The organism is Brevibacterium sp. HMSC07C04 (genome assembly GCF_001815905.1).
Classification (GTDB): Bacteria; Actinomycetota; Actinomycetes; order Actinomycetales; family Brevibacteriaceae; genus Brevibacterium.
This window is the reverse complement of sequence record NZ_KV823244.1, coordinates 1-17,038: the sequence shown is the minus strand read 5'-3', so window position 1 is coordinate 17,038 and position 17,038 is coordinate 1. Positions and strand designations below refer to the sequence as shown.

General features: G+C 63.2%; 16 protein-coding genes. 7 read left to right on the top strand and 9 right to left on the bottom strand.

From position 1 onward, the window contains the following. Nucleotides 1-61: 61 nt before the first annotated feature. Nucleotides 62-547 (bottom strand): flavin reductase family protein, encoded by a 486-nt coding sequence (locus HMPREF3162_RS02395; RefSeq protein WP_070776809.1) that lies wholly within the window; start codon nucleotides 545-547, stop codon nucleotides 62-64. Between the two features lie 103 nt (nucleotides 548-650). Here HMPREF3162_RS02395 and HMPREF3162_RS02390 point away from each other — a divergent pair, with 103 nt between their 5' ends. Both HMPREF3162_RS02390 and HMPREF3162_RS02385 read left to right on the top strand, forming a co-directional pair. Further along, nucleotides 651-1,259, top strand: coding sequence for a DUF3000 domain-containing protein (locus HMPREF3162_RS02390; protein WP_070776808.1), 609 nt, complete (start codon nucleotides 651-653; stop codon nucleotides 1,257-1,259). Continuing rightward, complete coding sequence (locus HMPREF3162_RS02385; protein WP_070572375.1) at nucleotides 1,256-2,488, top strand: HRDC domain-containing protein; 1,233 nt, start codon at nucleotides 1,256-1,258, stop codon at nucleotides 2,486-2,488. Before HMPREF3162_RS02390 ends, HMPREF3162_RS02385 begins: the two co-directional genes overlap by 4 nt. Nucleotides 2,489-2,562: 74 nt before the next feature. Here HMPREF3162_RS02385 and dxs read toward each other — a convergent pair whose 3' ends face one another. Beyond that, nucleotides 2,563-4,494 carry a 1-deoxy-D-xylulose-5-phosphate synthase gene (gene dxs, locus HMPREF3162_RS02380; protein ID WP_070572374.1) on the bottom strand — a complete coding sequence of 644 codons (1,932 nt, stop codon included), beginning with the start codon at nucleotides 4,492-4,494 and terminating at the stop codon, nucleotides 2,563-2,565. Nucleotides 4,495-4,631: 137 nt separating this feature from the next. Between dxs and HMPREF3162_RS02375 the strand changes: the two genes are divergently transcribed. Further along, on the top strand, nucleotides 4,632-5,933 hold the full coding sequence (locus tag HMPREF3162_RS02375) for an MFS transporter (protein ID WP_070572372.1): 1,302 nt from the start codon (nucleotides 4,632-4,634) through the stop codon (nucleotides 5,931-5,933). Here the strand turns inward: HMPREF3162_RS02375 and HMPREF3162_RS02370 are convergent, their stop codons facing one another. Further along, the gene (locus HMPREF3162_RS02370; RefSeq protein ID WP_070572370.1) at nucleotides 5,934-6,512 is read right to left on the bottom strand and encodes a TetR/AcrR family transcriptional regulator; all 579 of its coding nucleotides are present in this window, start codon (nucleotides 6,510-6,512) and stop codon (nucleotides 5,934-5,936) included. An 83-nt stretch (nucleotides 6,513-6,595) separates the two neighbouring features. On the opposite strand from HMPREF3162_RS02370, the gene HMPREF3162_RS02365 reads away from it, so the two are divergent. Next, nucleotides 6,596-7,270 (top strand): GAP family protein, encoded by a 675-nt coding sequence (locus tag HMPREF3162_RS02365; RefSeq protein ID WP_070572369.1) that lies wholly within the window; start codon nucleotides 6,596-6,598, stop codon nucleotides 7,268-7,270. An 84-nt stretch (nucleotides 7,271-7,354) separates the two neighbouring features. On the opposite strand, the gene acnA is transcribed toward HMPREF3162_RS02365, so the two are convergent. From acnA to HMPREF3162_RS02350, 3 genes are all read right to left on the bottom strand, one after another. Continuing rightward, nucleotides 7,355-10,036: an aconitate hydratase AcnA gene (acnA, locus tag HMPREF3162_RS02360; RefSeq protein ID WP_070572367.1), complete on the bottom strand. Its 2,682-nt coding sequence runs from the start codon at nucleotides 10,034-10,036 to the stop codon at nucleotides 7,355-7,357. Between the two features lie 166 nt (nucleotides 10,037-10,202). After that, nucleotides 10,203-11,486, bottom strand: a complete 1,284-nt coding sequence (locus HMPREF3162_RS02355) for a class I SAM-dependent RNA methyltransferase (protein WP_083304021.1) — start codon at nucleotides 11,484-11,486, stop codon at nucleotides 10,203-10,205. Beyond that, complete coding sequence (locus HMPREF3162_RS02350; RefSeq protein WP_256278238.1) at nucleotides 11,483-13,501, bottom strand: APC family permease; 2,019 nt, start codon at nucleotides 13,499-13,501, stop codon at nucleotides 11,483-11,485. The genes HMPREF3162_RS02355 and HMPREF3162_RS02350 overlap by 4 nt, the downstream gene beginning before the upstream one ends. A gap of 38 nt (nucleotides 13,502-13,539) precedes the next feature. On the opposite strand from HMPREF3162_RS02350, the gene HMPREF3162_RS02345 reads away from it, so the two are divergent. Together HMPREF3162_RS02345 and HMPREF3162_RS02340 are read left to right on the top strand one after the other, a co-directional pair. Next, on the top strand, nucleotides 13,540-14,217 hold the full coding sequence (locus HMPREF3162_RS02345) for a potassium channel family protein (protein WP_070572362.1): 678 nt from the start codon (nucleotides 13,540-13,542) through the stop codon (nucleotides 14,215-14,217). 11 nt (nucleotides 14,218-14,228) lie between these two features. Then, complete coding sequence (locus HMPREF3162_RS02340) at nucleotides 14,229-14,882, top strand: potassium channel family protein (protein ID WP_070572360.1); 654 nt, start codon at nucleotides 14,229-14,231, stop codon at nucleotides 14,880-14,882. Here the strand turns inward: HMPREF3162_RS02340 and HMPREF3162_RS02335 are convergent, their stop codons facing one another. The 3 genes from HMPREF3162_RS02335 to dut are packed head-to-tail and all read right to left on the bottom strand — an operon-like array spanning nucleotide 14,883 to nucleotide 16,440. After that, a complete protein-coding gene (locus HMPREF3162_RS02335; RefSeq protein WP_141759533.1) occupies nucleotides 14,883-15,167 on the bottom strand; it encodes a single stranded DNA-binding domain-containing protein in 285 nt (94 codons plus the stop codon). It lies immediately after the preceding gene. 55 nt (nucleotides 15,168-15,222) lie between these two features. Continuing rightward, entirely contained in the window at nucleotides 15,223-15,972 is a 750-nt protein-coding gene (locus HMPREF3162_RS02330) for a DUF3710 domain-containing protein (protein ID WP_070572356.1), read from the bottom strand. Beyond that, entirely contained in the window at nucleotides 15,973-16,440 is a 468-nt protein-coding gene (dut, locus tag HMPREF3162_RS02325; protein WP_070572355.1) for a dUTP diphosphatase, read from the bottom strand. A 90-nt stretch (nucleotides 16,441-16,530) separates the two neighbouring features. Here dut and HMPREF3162_RS02320 point away from each other — a divergent pair, with 90 nt between their 5' ends. Continuing rightward, nucleotides 16,531-16,989, top strand: coding sequence for a DUF3093 domain-containing protein (locus HMPREF3162_RS02320; protein WP_070572984.1), 459 nt, complete (start codon nucleotides 16,531-16,533; stop codon nucleotides 16,987-16,989). The last annotated feature ends 49 nt before the right edge of the window (nucleotides 16,990-17,038 follow it).

The window sequence follows — 17,038 nt, the reverse complement described above, 5'->3', positions numbered from 1 at the left end:
ATGCTGGGCCTCGCCAGGACACCGGTCAGAGCCGGTTCACAGGGCTGTTGTGGGCATATCGTCACAGAAGGTCGCCAAGATCGAGGAAACGGCGCCGGTGGTAGACCATGGGGCTGCCCTGGGGTCTGCGCACAATGTCTTCGACTTCGGCCACGACCACCGTCGATTCGCCAACGGGCAGCCGACCGTAGTGGGAACAGACGAAAACGGAATGCGCATCGCCCAGCACCGGCACACCGTCGTCCATGTAGGTCCAGTTCTGACCCGGTGAGAAGCGCTCACCGCCGGGCATCGCAAACTGCACGGCCAGCTCAGAATGGCCCGCGTGGAGCATGTTGACTGCAAAGCGGGCGGAGTCGAGAACGTGTCCGGCCGCTCCCCTGGCCTTTGTCACGGAGAACAGGAGCGAAGGCGGGTCGAGCGACACACTGGCAACTGAGGACGCCGTGAGCCCAAACGGACCGTCACCGCTGTCTGCGGTGACGATGCACACCCCAGCAGGGTGATCGGCAAAAGCGCTTTTGAAGTCTTCCGGTTCAACGGGCACTGTCTTCTCCTTCCGACTGTTGAAGGCACTTTGGGCCCTGAGTATTCCAACCGCCCGGCGTGGGAGCTTCGCCAGTCCCGCCGATCTGTCTACGGTTGAATGCGTGGTCCAGCCCGTTCCTATCAACCGCACGCCCAAGGCCTTCGCGACACTCGCCGAGGCCCTCCGAACCGTGCGGTCAACACCGCAGGTGCACATTGAGGAAATCGCCGCTCCCGGCCGTCTGGCACCGTGGGCTGTCGCCTTTTCCGCCCAGGTCACAGCCGAGGGCACGTTCCTCGAAGGCGACGCCGTTGACGACCTCGCCACCGGCAGAATCGTCGTCCTCTACGACCCCGAGGCCCCGGTGGAATGGCAGGGAGAGTTTCGCCTCGTGTCGTACATCCGAGCCGAACTCGAAGACGAACTGGCAGCCGAACCCATGCTCGGGCAGGTCGCCTGGACCTGGCTGACAGACGCGCTTGACGGACGCGACTGCAATGTCGCCGAAGTCGGCGGCACAACCACCAAAGTCATCTCCGAAAGCTTCGGAACACTCGCGCAGCGCCCCACGACAGTCGACCTTGAGCTGCGTGCATCGTGGAGCCCCATACTGGAAGACCCCGCAGACATCACCCAGCACATTGAGGCCTGGATAGAGCTCATCACAACCGCGGCGGGCCTTCCGCCTATGCCCGAAGGAGTCAGTCCCTTCCCGGGACGCAGGCGATGAGCTCATCAGACGTCGACCCCGACCTTCCTCTGCTGAGCGAGCCCTCGTCAGGGGTACCCGAGGTCATCAGCACCCCGAAAGCGCTCGCCGACGCCGTTGCCGCGCTCGAAGCCGGAAGCGGTCCTGTCGCAGTCGATGCCGAACGCGCATCGGGAATCCGCTACGGCAGCCGCGCTTTTCTCATCCAGCTCAAACGCGCCGGCGCAGGCATCCTCCTGCTGGATCCCGAAGCACTTGGCAGCCTCGAAGCGGTCGGCCGGGCAATAGAAGACGTCGAGTGGGTACTCCACGCGTCCTCCCAAGACCTTCCGTGTCTGGCAGAGGCAGGCATGGTCCCCACGCGTGTTTTCGACACCGAAATCGCCGCCCGCCTGCTCAGCGAACCGAAGTTCGGTCTGGCCTCTCTCATCGGCGCCCATCTCGGTGTCCGTCTGGCAAAGGAACACTCCTACGTCGACTGGTCACAGCGCCCGCTGCCCCACGACTGGCTGGCCTACGCCGCTCTCGACGTCGAACTGCTCATCCAGCTGCGCGACATCCTCGAACAGAAGCTGCGCGAAGCCGACAAATGGGAAATAGCGCAGCAGGAATTCGCACACGCCGCGAAGTTCACCCCGAAGGTCTACCCGGAGCCGTGGCGACGCGTCCACGGCCTGGGCGCTGTCAAAAGCCGTCGCGGTCTGGGGCGCGTTCGCGCCATGTGGGCGGTTCGCGATGACCTTGCCGAACAGCGCGATGTGGCTCCGGGCCGGATCATCGCGGATCGGACCATGGTGCAGGCAGCCGGGGCCCAGATCCGCTCCTCCAAGGAGCTTCTGCGCCTGCCCGGTCGCGGACGGCCAACACCCGCGGACGCGCGCGAGCTCTTCAGCGCAGTACAGGCATGCAACAGACTGCCCGAGGACATGATGCCGACGGTGCGCGATCCGCACAAGTCCACCCCGCGAATGACGCGGGAACAGCGGGACGTCGCAAAGGAACTTCTGTCGCACATGAAGAGCGCCGTCAACGCGCGGTCCGAAGAACTCAATGTTCCACACGATCTGCTCATTGCCCCGGCTGTGGTCCGTGAGCTCTCAGCGCGCGCCGCTCTCGGCGGCAAGCACCCGGCGGATATCGACGCACTCGAGGAGTTTCTGCGACAGCGCAGCGTCCGCGAATGGCAGATTGCCGAAGCCGCGCCCGCGCTGTGCCGCGTGATCGACAAACACCGCGGCGTCAGTGGCTAGGCTCCCCAACACGCCCCCACAGCACTCTGCCGCCTATCAGCTCAGAGCTCGGTGGGCTTCAGAGCCGGCTTACGTCAGCGGGCTTCGCGCAGGTGGCGCTGAGAAGTCGGAAGCATGCGCAGAATGTCGTCCACCATGTCCTGTACGTCCATACCGGCGTGGGACAGAACTTCTTCCCGCGTTCCCTGCGGCAGGAACTCATCCGGCACGCCGAGTTCGACGACGCCCGTGCGCGAACGGTCCTCCCGCAGCTCCTGTCGGATCTGCGATCCGATTCCGCCGATCTTAATGCCGTCCTCAATCACCGCCACAAGGCTGAATTCAGCGCCTCGCTCGATGACAGACGGCGGGACCGGCAGCACCCAGCGGGGATCGACGACCATGGCGCCGATGCCGCGCGAGGCAAGTTCTTCACGCACTGCCAAAGCCCGGTCTGCAAGCGCTCCCACCGACACGATGAGAACATCCGCACTGCAGTCATCGGGCACATCGGCCAGCACGTCAACCCCGTCCTCGGTGCGGCGCAGCGCTTCGAATTCGCGTCCGACCTTGCCGCGGGAGAACCGCACAACAGTCGGGGCATCATCCACCTGGACGGCTTCACGCAGCTCTTCAACCAAACGCGTGGCATCCCGGGGCGCAGCCAGCTGCAGGCCGGGCACGATCCGCAGCATCGCCATATCCCACACGCCGTGGTGGCTTGCCCCGTCCGGCCCGGTCACTCCGGCACGGTCGAGAACAAAGGTCACACCCTGCTTGTGGAGCGCAACGTCCATGAGCACCTGATCGAATGCTCGGTTGAGGAACGTGGCATACAGGCAGACCACGGGATGCAGTCCCCCGTAGGACAGTCCGGCAGCTGAGGCAACGGCGTGCTGTTCGGCAATCCCCACGTCGAAAACGCGGTCGGGAAATTCGTCAGCGAACTCTTTTAGACCAACCGGCTGCAGCATTGCGGCGGTGATGGCGACGACGTCCTCTCGTTTGCGGGCAATCTCCACAATCTCTTTGCCGAACACCTCGGTCCACGATGTGCCGACAGTCGGCTTGGCCTTGCCCGTCGACGGGTCGATGACGCCGACGGCGTGAAACTGGTCCGCATCGTCGTTGTAGGCCGGCGCGTAGCCGTGGCCCTTCTGTGTGAGCGCGTGCACGATGACAGGACCGGCATCGTACTGCTTGGCCAAAGTCAGCGCCCGCTGGAGGGCTTCGAGATCGTGACCGTCAACCGGGCCGATGTACTTGATGCCCAGCTCGTCGAACATACCGGCCTGCGATGACGGAGTGGTCACCATGTCCTTCAGGCCCTTTTTCACCCCGTGCATAGCCGAGTAGGCGTAGCGGCCGGGAATGCCGCCCTCCTGCAGCCGCTCTTTGCCCCAGGACAGAATCTTTTCGTAGCTGGATGACGTGCGCAGTGAGTCCAGGTGTGACGCGAAGCCGCCGACAGTCGGAGCGTAGGAGCGCCCGTTGTCGTTGACGACGATGACCATCTTCCGCGGCGGGGTCGATTCGTCCGCCGCAATCGTGTTGAGCGCTTCCCAGGCCAGACCGCCCGTCAGTGCACCGTCGCCGACGACGGTGACAACGTGCCGATCGTTATTGCCCCGCAGCTGATTCGCCTTGGCAATGCCATCAGCCCAGGACAGCGCGGCCGAAGCGTGCGAGTTCTCAATGACGTCGTGCTGGCTCTCTTCCCGCGAGGGATAGCCGGACATACCGCCCCACTGGCGCAGCGTATCGAAACCGGCGCGCCTGCCGGTGAGCAGCTTGTGGACGTAGGACTGGTGTCCTACATCGAACAGCACGGTGTCGCGCGGAGATTCGAACACGCGGTGAATGGCCATGGTGAGTTCGACAACGCCCAGATTGGGGCCCAAATGCCCGCCGACGGCAGAGACTTTCGAAATCAGTTCGTCACGGATCTCTTTGGCCAGAACGTCACATTCGGCGTCGCTGAGTTTCCGCAGATCATCAGGGCCGCCGAGCCCCTCAAGGAAAGTCACCGCGTGGTCCTCCAGTGCGTGTAGGTTTCAACGCTTCAGTCTAACCGTCTGCAGAAAATGACAGAAACCGCCCACCTTCGGCGTTCAATGGGCGTAGCCTGTTCCACATCCGTATTGCCGACTCGAGGTAGGTGCCCGTGAGCACACCAGCATCATCTGCAAACAGACGTTCTCAGACGAACGCCAAGACCATCATCGGCACGAGCGTGGGCAATGCTCTCGAGTGGTACGACTGGAACGTCTACGCCAGCTTCGCCGTATACCTGTCAAGCCAGCTGTTCGACAGCGCAAACCCGCAGTCGGCCTTTTTGGAGACCATGGCGGTCTTCGCAGTCGGCTTCGTCGCAAGGCCCTTCGGCGGTGTTGTCTTCGGATGGATCGGCGACAGGATCGGACGCAAGCACGCGCTCACCCTCTCAGTGATCGCAGCCTCCGGCGGATCCCTGCTCATAGCGGTCTGCCCAAGCTACGAACAAATCGGCTGGCTTGCCTCGGCTCTGCTCCTTGTGGCCCGACTCATTCAGGGTCTGGCCCACGGCGGTGAGCTCCCAGCCGCGCAGACCTACCTTGCCGAACAGGCACCTCGTGAACATCGCGGCCTGTACTCTTCGAGCATCTACGTGTCCGGCACCTGCGGCCAGCTGCTCGGCCTGGCACTGGGCTTGACCCTGCAGGCAACACTGTCACCGGAGGCGATGAGCGCCTGGGGTTGGCGCATCCCCTTTGCTCTCGGCGCCGTCCTCGGAGTTGTGGCACTGTGGATTCGCCGCTACATGGAAGAATCCGAAGTCTTCGAAGAGCAGCGCCGAAAGGTACAGGAACAGCCCACACCCGAACTGTCGAAGAACGTCTTCATCGAAGTGCTCAAGAACTGGCCTATCGGCCTGCGCGTCATCGGCATGACGGCCGGGCTGACGGTGTCCTACTACATCTGGTCGGTCACCATTGCCTCAATTTCGCACAAGTCCTTCGGGTTTACGGAACAGCAGGGCTTCGTTGCAGGTCTTATCGGGAACATCGTCTTCTGCTTCGCGCTGCCGGTGTGGGGCTGGCTGTCAGACAAGTGGGGACGCAAACCCACCATGCTCATCGGCCTGGGCGGAAGCGCGCTTCTGTACTTTCCGGCGATCGGCGTGATCTCCACGGGATCGTTCCCACTGCTGGTTGCCGCTGTGTGCACGCAGCTGATTCTGCTGGCAGGGTTCCTTTCGCACGCGCCGGCCACCTACGCCGAGATGTTCCCCACCGCTCAGCGCACAGCTGGGTTCGGCATCCCCTACGCCGTGGCGATTGCAGCCTTCGGCGGCACCGCCGGAATGATTCTCACAGCCGTCGGCAGCGCTTGGATATTCGGCGCATACTCGGTGTTTCTGCTGATCGCCTCGTGCGTCACAATTGCCACCATGAAGGAAACCTCGGGCTCTGACCTCAGCCACTGATCAGGCCAAGATCCGAACCAGTCCGCTTTCCAACATGGCGTCGAGTTCGGCCGGCTCCGTGCCGGGGCTGTTGATGTAGTCAAGGGTCAGGCCGTTGACCAGCGCGGTGACCAAACGCGCCGCGAGCGACACATCAAGATCCGCACGGAGCTCGCCGGACTCAACACCCGAGGCGAACGCCTCTTCCAGCTTCTCCCGGAAGCTGTCGAGTTCCCGCCGATACAGTTCAGCCAGCCACGGCCGGGTTGAGGCTGCCGCCCCGAAGGCGACCCACGCCAGCGCGTCTTCCCTCTGTTCCGGGCCTATCGGCAGCAGCTCACGCAGAGGGCTGCGCTTGCTGCTCACGTCCCGATCAGCAGCGAGCACTCGCGCGTCCTGGCGCTGCACGGAACGCTGAAAGGCGGCCTGGAGCAGCCGTTGGCGGCTGGGAAAGTGATACTGCACCGCTCCCGGAGACATCCCGGCTGCGGCAGCGGCCGAGCGGACACTGACAACATCAAAGCCGCGCTCGGCGATCACCGTAATCGCCGCGTCCGCGATAGCAGCCTGAGCATCGGAGAAAGAAGCAGATCCAGTCACTCCAGCACCTTATCAATACACTTGTATCGACTATGTGATACAAGTGTATTGATCCGTTCCTCGAAGACTGCTGGAGAACACCCGTGGATCTGCTTTTGCTCATCGGCCTCGCACTCTTAGACAGCCTCAGCCTGGGAACCCTCGTCATTCCCGTAGCCCTTGCCATTCGCCAGCAACGCGTCGAACTCAGACCACAGGCGCTGTACTTCCTCACCGTCTGCAGCGCCTATTTCGCTCTCGGCGCTGTGCTGCTCTTCGGCATGGAAACGCTGCTGGACGCGCTGACCGACATTCTGCACACGCCGCCCGCTCTCTGGGCACGCCTCGTGATCGGCGCCGGACTGGCAGTTTTCGGGATCTTTGCGAAAAACCCGAAGAAGCGCAGCCCAGAGGAAATAGCCGACCAGCCCGCACCGAAATCGCCTTCGCCGTGGGCGGTGATTGTGCTGGGTCTCAGCGCCGCGGCCGCGGAGGCTGGCACAATGGTGCCCTATCTGGCCGCCATAGGAATCATGGGCAATATGAGCCAACCGTGGCCAGTCCGCTTGGCAATTCTTGCCGGCTACTGCTTCATCATGATCGCACCGGCGCTCGTGATTCTCACTGCCATCGCCATATGGGGTCCGCGCGTCTTTCCTCGCGTTCGGCGTCTTCTGGCGACTTTCGAATACGAAGCGAAGGTCACACTCCTGTGGATCGCTGCAATCATCGGGATCCACTGGGCAGTGACGGCCGCAGTGCAGATCTTCTCTCACTGACAAGCGGACACAGAAAAGCGGGCCGGATCAATTGATCCGGCCCGCTTCAGCGCTGCCTTACGGCCTCAGCGAATCTTCAGTGCGTCACTTCACGAGCGAGCGAAGGACGTACTGGAGGATGCCGCCGTTGCGGTAGTAGTCGGCTTCACCGGGTGTGTCGATGCGCAGGACCGCATCGAATTCGACGGTTTCGCCGTTTTCCTTGGTCGCGGTGACCTTGAGCGTCTTCGGCGTAACACCTTCGTTGAGCTGTTCAACACCGGAGATTGCGAAGGTTTCGGTGCCGTCCAGACCCAGCGTGTCAGCGCTTTCACCCGCTGGGAACTGCATGGGCAGAACACCCATGCCGATGAGGTTCGAACGGTGGATGCGCTCGAAGCTCTCAGCGATGACAGCTGCAACGCCGAGCAGCTTGGTGCCCTTTGCAGCCCAGTCACGCGAAGAGCCGGAACCGTATTCCTTACCGCCGAGGACGACCAGCGGAGTGCCGGCTGCCTGGTAGTTCACAGCGGCGTCGTAGATGGTGGTCTGCGGACCGCCCTCCTGGGTGAAGTCGCGGGTGAATCCGCCCTGAACACCGTCGAGCAGCAGGTTCTGCAGACGGATGTTGGCAAACGTACCGCGGATCATCACTTCGTGGTTGCCGCGGCGCGAACCGTAGGAGTTGAAGTCCTTGCGCTCGACACCGTGCTCGGTGAGGTATTTGCCGGCCGGGGTGTCGGCCTTGAAGGAACCTGCCGGCGAAATGTGGTCGGTGGTGACCGAGTCGCCGAGCTTGGCGAGCACGCGGGCACCTTCGATGTCCTTGACCGGTGCCGGTTCGAGTTCCATGCCCTCGAAGTACGGGGGCTTGCGGACGTAGGTCGATTCGTCATCCCATTCGAAGACGGAACCGGACGGAGTGTCGAGCTTCTGCCAGCGCTCGTCGCCGTCGAAGATGGTGCCGTACTCGGACTTGTAGGCCTCGGTCGAAATCGAAGAGTCGATGACGCTTTCGACTTCTTCCGGCGAAGGCCAGATGTCCTTGAGGAATACGTCGTTTCCATCCTGGTCCTGGCCCAGCGGCTGGTTTTCGAAATCGAAGTCCATGGTTCCAGCCAAGGCGTATGCGATGACCAGAGGCGGCGAAGCCAGGTAGTTCATCTTGACGTCCGGGCTGATGCGGCCTTCGAAGTTGCGGTTGCCCGACAGGACTGCGGTGACCGAAAGGTCGTTGTCCTGGATGGCCTGGGAGATCTCGGATTCCAGCGGGCCGGAGTTGCCGATGCAGGTGGTGCAGCCGTAGCCGACGATGAAGAAGTTCAGCGCCTCGAGGTCTTCGATGAGGCCGGCCTTCGTGTAGTAGTCGGTGACGACCTTCGAACCGGGGGCGATCGAGGTCTTGACCCACGGCTTGGAGTTCAGACCCTTCTTGCGGGCGTTGCGCGCCAGCAGACCGGCAGCCATCATGACCGACGGGTTCGAGGTGTTGGTGCACGAGGTGATCGACGCGATGGCAACCGCACCGTTCTTGAGTTCGAACTCGCGGCCGTCTCCCATCGAAACGTCGACGGACTTCTGCTCTTCACCAGGCTGAGCGTAGTTGTGGATGTCCTTGGCGAACTGAGCCTTGGCATCAGCCAGCTCGATGCGGTCCTGCGGACGCTTGGGACCGGAGATCGACGGAACGACGGTCGACAGGTCGAGTTCGAGGTATTCGGAGTACTCGACTTCGTTCGACGGGTCGTGCCACAGGCCCTGTTCCTTGGCGTACTTTTCGACCAGGTTGATCTGCTCTTCCGAACGGCCGGTGAGCTTGAGGTAGTCGATCGTGACGTCGTCGATGGGGAACATGGCTGCCGTCGAACCGAATTCGGGGCTCATGTTGCCGATCGTGGCGCGGTTGGCCAGCGGAACGGCTCCGACGCCTTCGCCGTAGAACTCGACGAACTTGCCGACGACACCGTGCTGACGGAGCATGTCGGTGATCGTCAGGACGACGTCGGTTGCGGTCACGCCCGAGGGGATTTCGCCCTTGAGTTTGAAGCCGACGACGCGCGGGATGAGCATGGACACCGGCTGGCCGAGCATTGCCGCTTCGGCTTCAATGCCGCCCACACCCCAGCCGAGGACGCCGAGGCCGTTGACCATGGTGGTGTGGGAGTCGGTGCCGACCAGCGTGTCGGGGTATGCGCGGGTCACGCCGCCGACTTCGCGGGCCATGACGACGCGTGCCAGGTATTCGATGTTGACCTGGTGGACGATGCCCATGCCCGGGGGAACGACCTTAAAGTCATCGAATGCGGTCTGACCCCAGCGCAGGAACTGGTAGCGCTCACCGTTGCGCTGGTATTCGATGTCCATGTTGCGCTCGATGGCGTCTGCGGTGCCGAAGGAGTCGATCTGGACCGAGTGGTCGATGACGAGCTCTGCGGGAGCCAACGGGTTGATGTCATCGGGGTTGCCGCCGAGTTCTTTAACGGCTTCGCGCATGGTCGCGAGGTCGACGATGCAGGGAACACCGGTGAAGTCCTGCATGACGACGCGCGCCGGCGTGAACTGGATTTCAACGCTCGGCTCGGCCTTGGGATCCCACGAGGCGAGCGCCTTGATGTGGTCCTCGGTGATGTTGGCACCGTCTTCGGTGCGGAGCAGGTTCTCCAGCAGGACCTTGAGGCTGAACGGAAGCTTGTCCGCACCATCGACCGCGCTGAGGCGGTAGATCTCGTAGGACTTGTCTCCGACCTCAAGAGTGCCCTTGGACTTGAAACTGTCGACGTTGCTCAAGTGACTCTCCTGTTCGTTCGCTCTCGATACTCTGCGCCCGGCCCAGCTTCATCCGGACTCGAATTAGGCAACATTAACGTTGTGCAAAGTATCTTGACGTCAAGATAAATCTTATCGCATCGCCACAGTGTTCTCCACCACCGGGGCGGGGCTGTCGCGCCTGGTCTCAGCGGGAGAATACGGCGGTGAACTCGGTGTGCTTCGTCAGCGGGAACGCGTCCCACCCCTCCAGGCGCACAAGCTCAAATCCGCCGTCGAGAAGACCGCGTGCGTCACGCGCGAACGTCCCGGCGTCACAGCTGACATAGACGACCTTTTCCGCCGCCGAGGCGCCGATCATGTTGACGACATCTTCTCCGGCACCGGCTCGCGGCGGGTCGAGCACGACGGTGTCCGCTGCCGGCAGCATGCCCAGCTTTTCAATGCGCCCGACTTCGAACTTCGCCGGCAGGCCCTCCGCATTGGCTCTGGCGGACTGAATCGCCCCCTGCGATCCTTCGATCCCGGTGACCTTGACCCCCGACAGAGCGAGGAACACCGAGAACAGTCCGGCACCGCAGTAGAGATCAAGTGCCCTATCGGGGCTGCCCGCGAATTCGACGACCTTCGCCGAAAGGACATCTGCTGCTTCGACGTGCACCTGCCAGAAGCCATCGGCGTCCAGCCCGAAGCGCTGGCCGCGGACCTCTTCGCGCACCCGCCCAGTACCTGCAAGAATCTGCGGGGGTGCTGGGCGGCCGCGATTGCGCTTGCCCTCTGTGCGCAGCAGAACAGACCAGCCGCCAGGCTGTGCGGCAGCGATCTCTTTGAGTCGGCTGAGCACAGCGCCCTTCGGTGCTCCCACGGCGATGATCGCACCGCCTGAAGCCGAAGCGACGAGCTCCAGCCGCGACAGACCCGGCAGGGTCTGCAGGTGCAGGCCCAGGTCATTGAGCTCTGGGACAGCCAGCGGAATGCGGGATACGGGAACAACCCGGTGCGATCCCCCGGCTCGCAGACCAGGCTGGCCGTCTGACCCCACAGCAAGCTGAACCCGGGTGCGCCAATCCATTCCGGAGCCCCCATCCGCTTCGCGCGGCAGCGGGCTGACCCGCAGGTCCCATTCGATGCCGCCGATCCTTTCCAGCTGCTGCCGAGCGGCTTCGGCTTTGAGCCTGCGCGAATACGCAAGATCGACAGCGGCGAACTCCGTCCCGCCGACTCCTGCGGCACCGCAGGCGGCCAGCCTGTCGGGAACGCGATGAGCCGAAGGCTCGAGAACCGAGACGACCCGAGCGCGAGCAAAGCGCTTCTTCACCTGAGTCAGCTCCACCTCGACGGTTTCGCCGGGCAGCGCACCGTCGACGAAGACGACCCCATCTTCGGTGCGGGCAGCGGCCGCTGCTCCGGCGGCAGGCGCATCGGGCACGAGGACACGGCGGTCACCGACCGCTGGACGCTGGCTGGTCATTTCTTCATCCTGATGTCAGACAGTTCGATCTTGCCCTCCGCACTCTCCAGCACAACCTGGTTGCGGTTGAAGGACTCCAAACGCCACGGCACGGTCGCAACGACGACACCGGGCAGAAAGGCCAGGAAGGACTTCAGCCGCAGAACCGTCTGATTGTGCAGCAGCGACTCCCACCAGCGGCCCACGATGAACTGGGGAATGTAGACGATGATGAGGTCCTGGGGGTGGCGCCGGCGCAGCGTCGTCACGTGCCGCATGATCGGACGGATGAGTTCGCGAAACGGCGAATCGATGATAGTCAGCGGAACTGTCAGCTCCATCGCGTCCCACTGCTTTTGGATTTCATCGACCGCATCGGCGTTGACCGCAACCGTAAGAGCCTCCAGCTGAGTGGGACGACTGGCGCGGGCATAGGCAACCGAGCGCAGAGCGGGCTTGTTGATGCTCGTGACGATGACGACCGCGCGGGTGCCTGCTGGAAGACGGCGCACATCGGTGTCTTCAGGATCGACGCGCAGATCCCGGTTGACAGTCGAATAGTGGCGGAAGATGCCGCCCATGACGGCGTAGAGCACGAGCATCGCCACGAGCGCCATCCACACCCCGCCGACGAACTTCGTGATGATGACCACCACGAGCACCGTCAGCCCCAGAATCGCTCCGATGAACCCGACAACACGCGCAATGAGCATTTTGGTGCGCTTCGGTCCGGAAACGGTGCGCCGAAGAATGTGATTCCAGTGGCGGACCATGGCCAGCTGCCCCAGAGAGAACGACAGGAACACGCCCACCAGATACAGCTCGATGAGCTTCGTGGGCTGAGCGTCCGTGATCAGGATGATGAGCACGGATGCGCACGCCAGCACCAGAATGCCGTTGGAGAACGTCATGCGGTCCCCGCGGGTGGCCATCTGCTTGGGAAGCAGCTCGTCGCGAGCCAAGCGCGAAGCCAGAACGGGAAATCCCTCAATCGCAGTGTTCGCCGCCACCAGGAGGATGAGCGCAGACACAACGATGACAACTGCGGTGAGAATCGGCGAAAAGGAGAAGACGGCTTCGGCCATCTGCCCCACCACGGGGTGCTGCACGTAGTCCGGCCCAACGCTGTGACCGTCCACAAAAAGCTGCGCTTCCGGATCGATCGCGTATTTGATGCCCAGCGCCGAGGCCAGCCACATGAGCCCCACGAGCATCGTCGCCGACAGCGCTCCGGTGATGAGCAGCGTATTGCCGGCGTTGCGCCCGCGCGGCTGGCGGAACTTCGCAGCTGCAGACGCCACCGTTTCGATGCCGGCGACAGCCACGGCCCCGGAAGAAAAGGCCCGCAGCACAATGAAAACCGCTGCCAGACCCTGCATCGCGGTATCCACACCGGCCAGCGGCTCCAGAGTGAACCCGGCGGTTTCAGCCTGCGGAAGATCGCCCGCCAACATCCGCCCGAAGCCCACGGCCAGCATGATGAAGACAAGCGCAATGAACGTGTACGTCGGCACCGCCATGAGGGTCCGGCCCCCCTTCCAGCCGCGCAGGCCGAACAGCGACACCGTGACCACCCCAGCAAGCGCAATGAGCACCGTGTAGCTGCGCAGCGGCGGTATGAGCTGAGCGACGAAGCCGGAGAACACCGCCATCGACACCGACAGTGTGAGGACGAAGTCAACAAGCAGGGCGGCGGCCACGAGGCGAGCCGGACGCGCTCCGAGGTTCTGGGCTACAACCGAGTAGTCGCCGCCTGCCGGATAGGCGCGCAGCGTCAGCCGGAAGCACAGCACCATGATGAGGGTGACAGCGCCGACGGCAAGGCCGATCCACGGCGAAATGGTGATCGCCACGATCCCCGATGTCGACAGGGCAAGCAGTATCTCGTCCGGTGCGTAGGTAACCGACGACAGCATGTCCGAAGCGAAAACCGGCATTGCGAGGCGCTTTGGGAGCGCTTCGCGTCTAAAGTGGTCACTGCGAAACGGCCGTCCAACGACTGCGCGCTTGAGCGCATAGGTAAAACTGCTTGCCACGGCCCCCATGGTAGTCAAATGCGAAGAAGGCGAAGGCCGTGCACTTTGTGATTATGGGCTGCGGGCGCGTCGGCGCGCTCTTGGCCAGAACGCTCGACCGTCGCGGACACACGGTCGCTGTCATCGACCAGGATCCCGATGCATTCCTCAAGCTCGGACCGGATTTCGCCGGTTCGACCATCACCGGCGTCGGCTTTGACCGCGATGTCCTCAAACGCGCCAGAGTGGACGGCGCCTATGCCTTCGCCGCGGTGTCCTCTGGCGACAATTCGAATATCTTGGCCGCGCGCGTCGCCCGCGAAACCTTCGGCGTGAAGAACATCGCCGCGCGCATCTACGACCCCAAACGAGCACAGATCTTCGAACGGCTGGGCGTGCCGACCGTGGCGACAGTCCGGTGGACGGCCGAGCAGATGATGCGCCGGCTGATCCCCCAGGGGTCCGTCAACGAGTACCGCGATCCTTCCGGGCAGATCGGCCTGTCAGAAGTGCATGTCCACCCGGCGTGGGTATCGCACTCCGTTCTCGAAATTGAAGAGGCCGTGCCGGGCCGCGTGGGATTCATCACCCGTTCGGGAGAGGGCATTCTTCCGCAGAGGGACACACTCCTCCAGGAAGGCGACCTGGTGCACATCATGTCGCGGATGGACGACCTCGACGACATTGAGCGGATTCTGGACGCACCCCCGGCACAGCCGTACAGACAGCAGGACTGAGAGGAATCACCATGAAGGTCGTCATCGCCGGAGCCGGTTCGGTGGGCAATTCAGTCGCCCGCGAGCTTTTGGAGAACGGACACACCGTCCTGCTCATCGACAAGGACAAGAACGCCATTCGCAGAGATCTCGTACCCGGCGCTCAGTGGCTTCTGTCGGATGCGTGTGAACCCGACGGTCTGGCCGAGGCCAATCTCGACTACGCCGATGTCGTCGTCGCAGCGACCGGTGATGACAAGACGAACCTGGTTCTCAGCCTGCTGGCCAAAACCGAGTTCGGTGTCCCCCGCACTGTCAGCCGAGTCAACAACCCTCGCAACGAATGGCTGTTCGACGACAGCTGGGGCGTCGATGTTGCCGTCTCCACCCCTCGTCTGCTCACAGCGCTGGTAGAGGAGGCAGTTGAGGTCGGCGGCCTGGTGCAGCTGATGAACCTGCAGCGCGGCGGTGCTTCGCTGGTCGAGGTGACGCTGCACGAAACCGCCGCCATCGCCGGTCAGCGCGTCGGCGACACTTCGTGGCCGGCGGACACTGTGCTCGTCGCCCTTGTCCGGCAGGGCCGCGCCTTCGCTCCCGACGCCGATGATTCGCTCATCGCCGGCGACGAACTGTACTTCTTGACCCTGCCGGAGCTGCATTTGCAGCTGACGGCTATGACTCGCTGATCAGCGAACTGCGCTCAGCGGCACCCTGCGCAACAGGGTGTAGGCAGGGCTGAGGGTGACCATTTCGCCGCCCAGCAGGCAGAACTTGCCGTGCACTGCCACTGGGCGGCCCGGCAGCAGCCCTGAGACTTCCCGCACACCCAGGAATCGCACGCGCACCTCGCCGGTATCGTCAGAGACAATGCAGTCGAACGTCGGGTTCGCTCCGTGCGCCGACCGTGTGATTGATCGGATTGTTCCCGCCACGGACGCGGTGTCGCGGTCGGCGATCTCGCTGATCGGCACACAGGTCCGGGTCAAGCGCGACAGTTCGGCCACACGAGCCGAACGGGCCGCGCAGTCAGCGGACTTCGGCAATTGTCGGACCCGGATTGAGCGGATCGCCGCCGTCTGATTCTTCCGCCTGAGGCTGTGCGTTCGGCGGGGTGAGCATCAGAAGCTCACGCGGAGGCCGCGCTTCTTCACCGCGATCGACGATGACGCCGCGCAGAACCGCGCGAAGCTCTTCGCGCGCTGGGCTTTCCTCTACTGCGGCGTTCGTCAGAGCTGCCCGGAGGAACCAGCGAGGCCCGTCAATGCCGATGAAGTGCACCGGGCGCAGAGAGGACGCGTCTTCTCCTTCGTGGTTGACCGGCACTTTTGCGTGCAGCTCCATGCCGAAGTTTGTGTAGCGCTCGGCCGCCACGCCGCCGGCCTGCTTGATGTTGTCCGCTGTCAGTGAGCGCACATCACTCCACAGGCCCTCCGCCTTAGAAGCGGCAAAGGCCTGCAGCTGCAGGTTTCCGCCTTTGTGTGCCAGTGTCACTGCGACGACTTCACGCGTGTCCTCCGTCTGCTCCAACTGCACCTGCATCTGGTCGTACACGGGGATTTTGAGGGCACCGAGGTCCAGGCGGTCGACGTCCGAGGCCTTTTCGGACGAGTCCCACGGGCCGTTCTGGGCGCGGTCGCGCGGTCCTTCTTTCGCTTTGAAGTCGTCATCGGCATCGGCTTCAGCCGCTTCGTCAGCGGCGGCGCTCCTCCTGCTGACCGGCTCTTCAATCTGTTCGTCTGTCGGCTTGGCCTTGCGAAAACGGCTGAAGAATGACATCTACTGCTCCTCGTTGTGGGTGAATCCGCCGGTCGATCCGAAACCGGAGCTGCCCCGGTCGGTTGATGACAGGGTATCGACAATTTCGAACTCTGCCCGGCAGACCTCTTGGATGACGAGCTGGGCAATCCGGTCGCCGCGCGAAATCGCTGCGGACGTATCGGGGTCGAGGTTGACCAGCGGCACCTGGATTTCGCCGCGGTAGCCCGCATCGACAGTTCCCGGCGCATTGATGACAGTCACGCCCGCTTTGGATGACAGTCCCGACCGGGGGTGAATGAATCCCGCATATCCTTCCGGGATCGCCAGGGCAATGCCAGTCGGCACGCGGCGGCGCTCCCCCGGCTGCAGCACGAAATCTTCGGCGGCGATCAGATCGCAGCCGGCATCACCGGAGTGCTCATAGCCGGGCAGAGGAAGGCCCGGATCAAGAACCTTGAGCTGGACGGGAACGATATTGGCAACCACGGGCAGGACTCTAGTGCTTAGCGCCTGCCGATGCCACCTCGGGAAGCGGCCTGACGAACCGCGCAGCAGGCACATGGGACAATGGTGCGCATGAACTCCCCCGCGTCTGCGACGCACGGCGTCGCCTATGTCGAGAAGCTCTCGCCCACGATCACGTGGTGGTTTGTAGGGCTGTTCCTTTCGTCGATGACCGCCGCCATGGTCTACCCCGTGTGGCACATCGGAGCAATAGTGGTGCCCGCCGTCGTGTTCGCACTCGCCGCCTTCTGGCTGGTGTCAATGGGAGCGAAGATCCTCGTGACCGACACGCACTTCTATGCGGGTCGAGCTCATATTGAGCGAAGCTACATCACCGAAGTCGAGCCGCTGGACTCCGACGCCGCCTTCCAGGCCCGCGGACCGCAGCTTGATGCCCGTGCTTTTCTTATGATCCGCCCGTGGGTCAAACAGGCCGTCAGGGTGCACATCAACGACCCCGCAGACCCGACACCGTACTGGGTTGTGTCAACCAAACGGCCCGCGGCTTTGGCACGAGCGCTGAGCTCCTGAGCATCCGAAAGCCGGGCAGACGACAGCGGGGCTGAGAACAGATCTGTTC

Bases quoted from the DNA above. Each gene is read 5' to 3' on its own strand.
- HMPREF3162_RS02385 (WP_070572375.1), top strand. From the start codon at position 1,256: ATGAGCTCATCAGACGTCGACCCCGACCTTCCTCTGCTGAGCGAGCCC.
- HMPREF3162_RS02355 (WP_083304021.1), bottom strand. From the start codon at position 11,486: ATGACCAGCCAGCGTCCAGCGGTCGGTGACCGCCGTGTCCTCGTGCCC.
- HMPREF3162_RS02340 (WP_070572360.1), top strand. From the start codon at position 14,229: ATGAAGGTCGTCATCGCCGGAGCCGGTTCGGTGGGCAATTCAGTCGCC.
- HMPREF3162_RS02330 (WP_070572356.1), bottom strand. From the start codon at position 15,972: ATGTCATTCTTCAGCCGTTTTCGCAAGGCCAAGCCGACAGACGAACAG.
- HMPREF3162_RS02320 (WP_070572984.1), top strand. From the start codon at position 16,531: ATGAACTCCCCCGCGTCTGCGACGCACGGCGTCGCCTATGTCGAGAAG.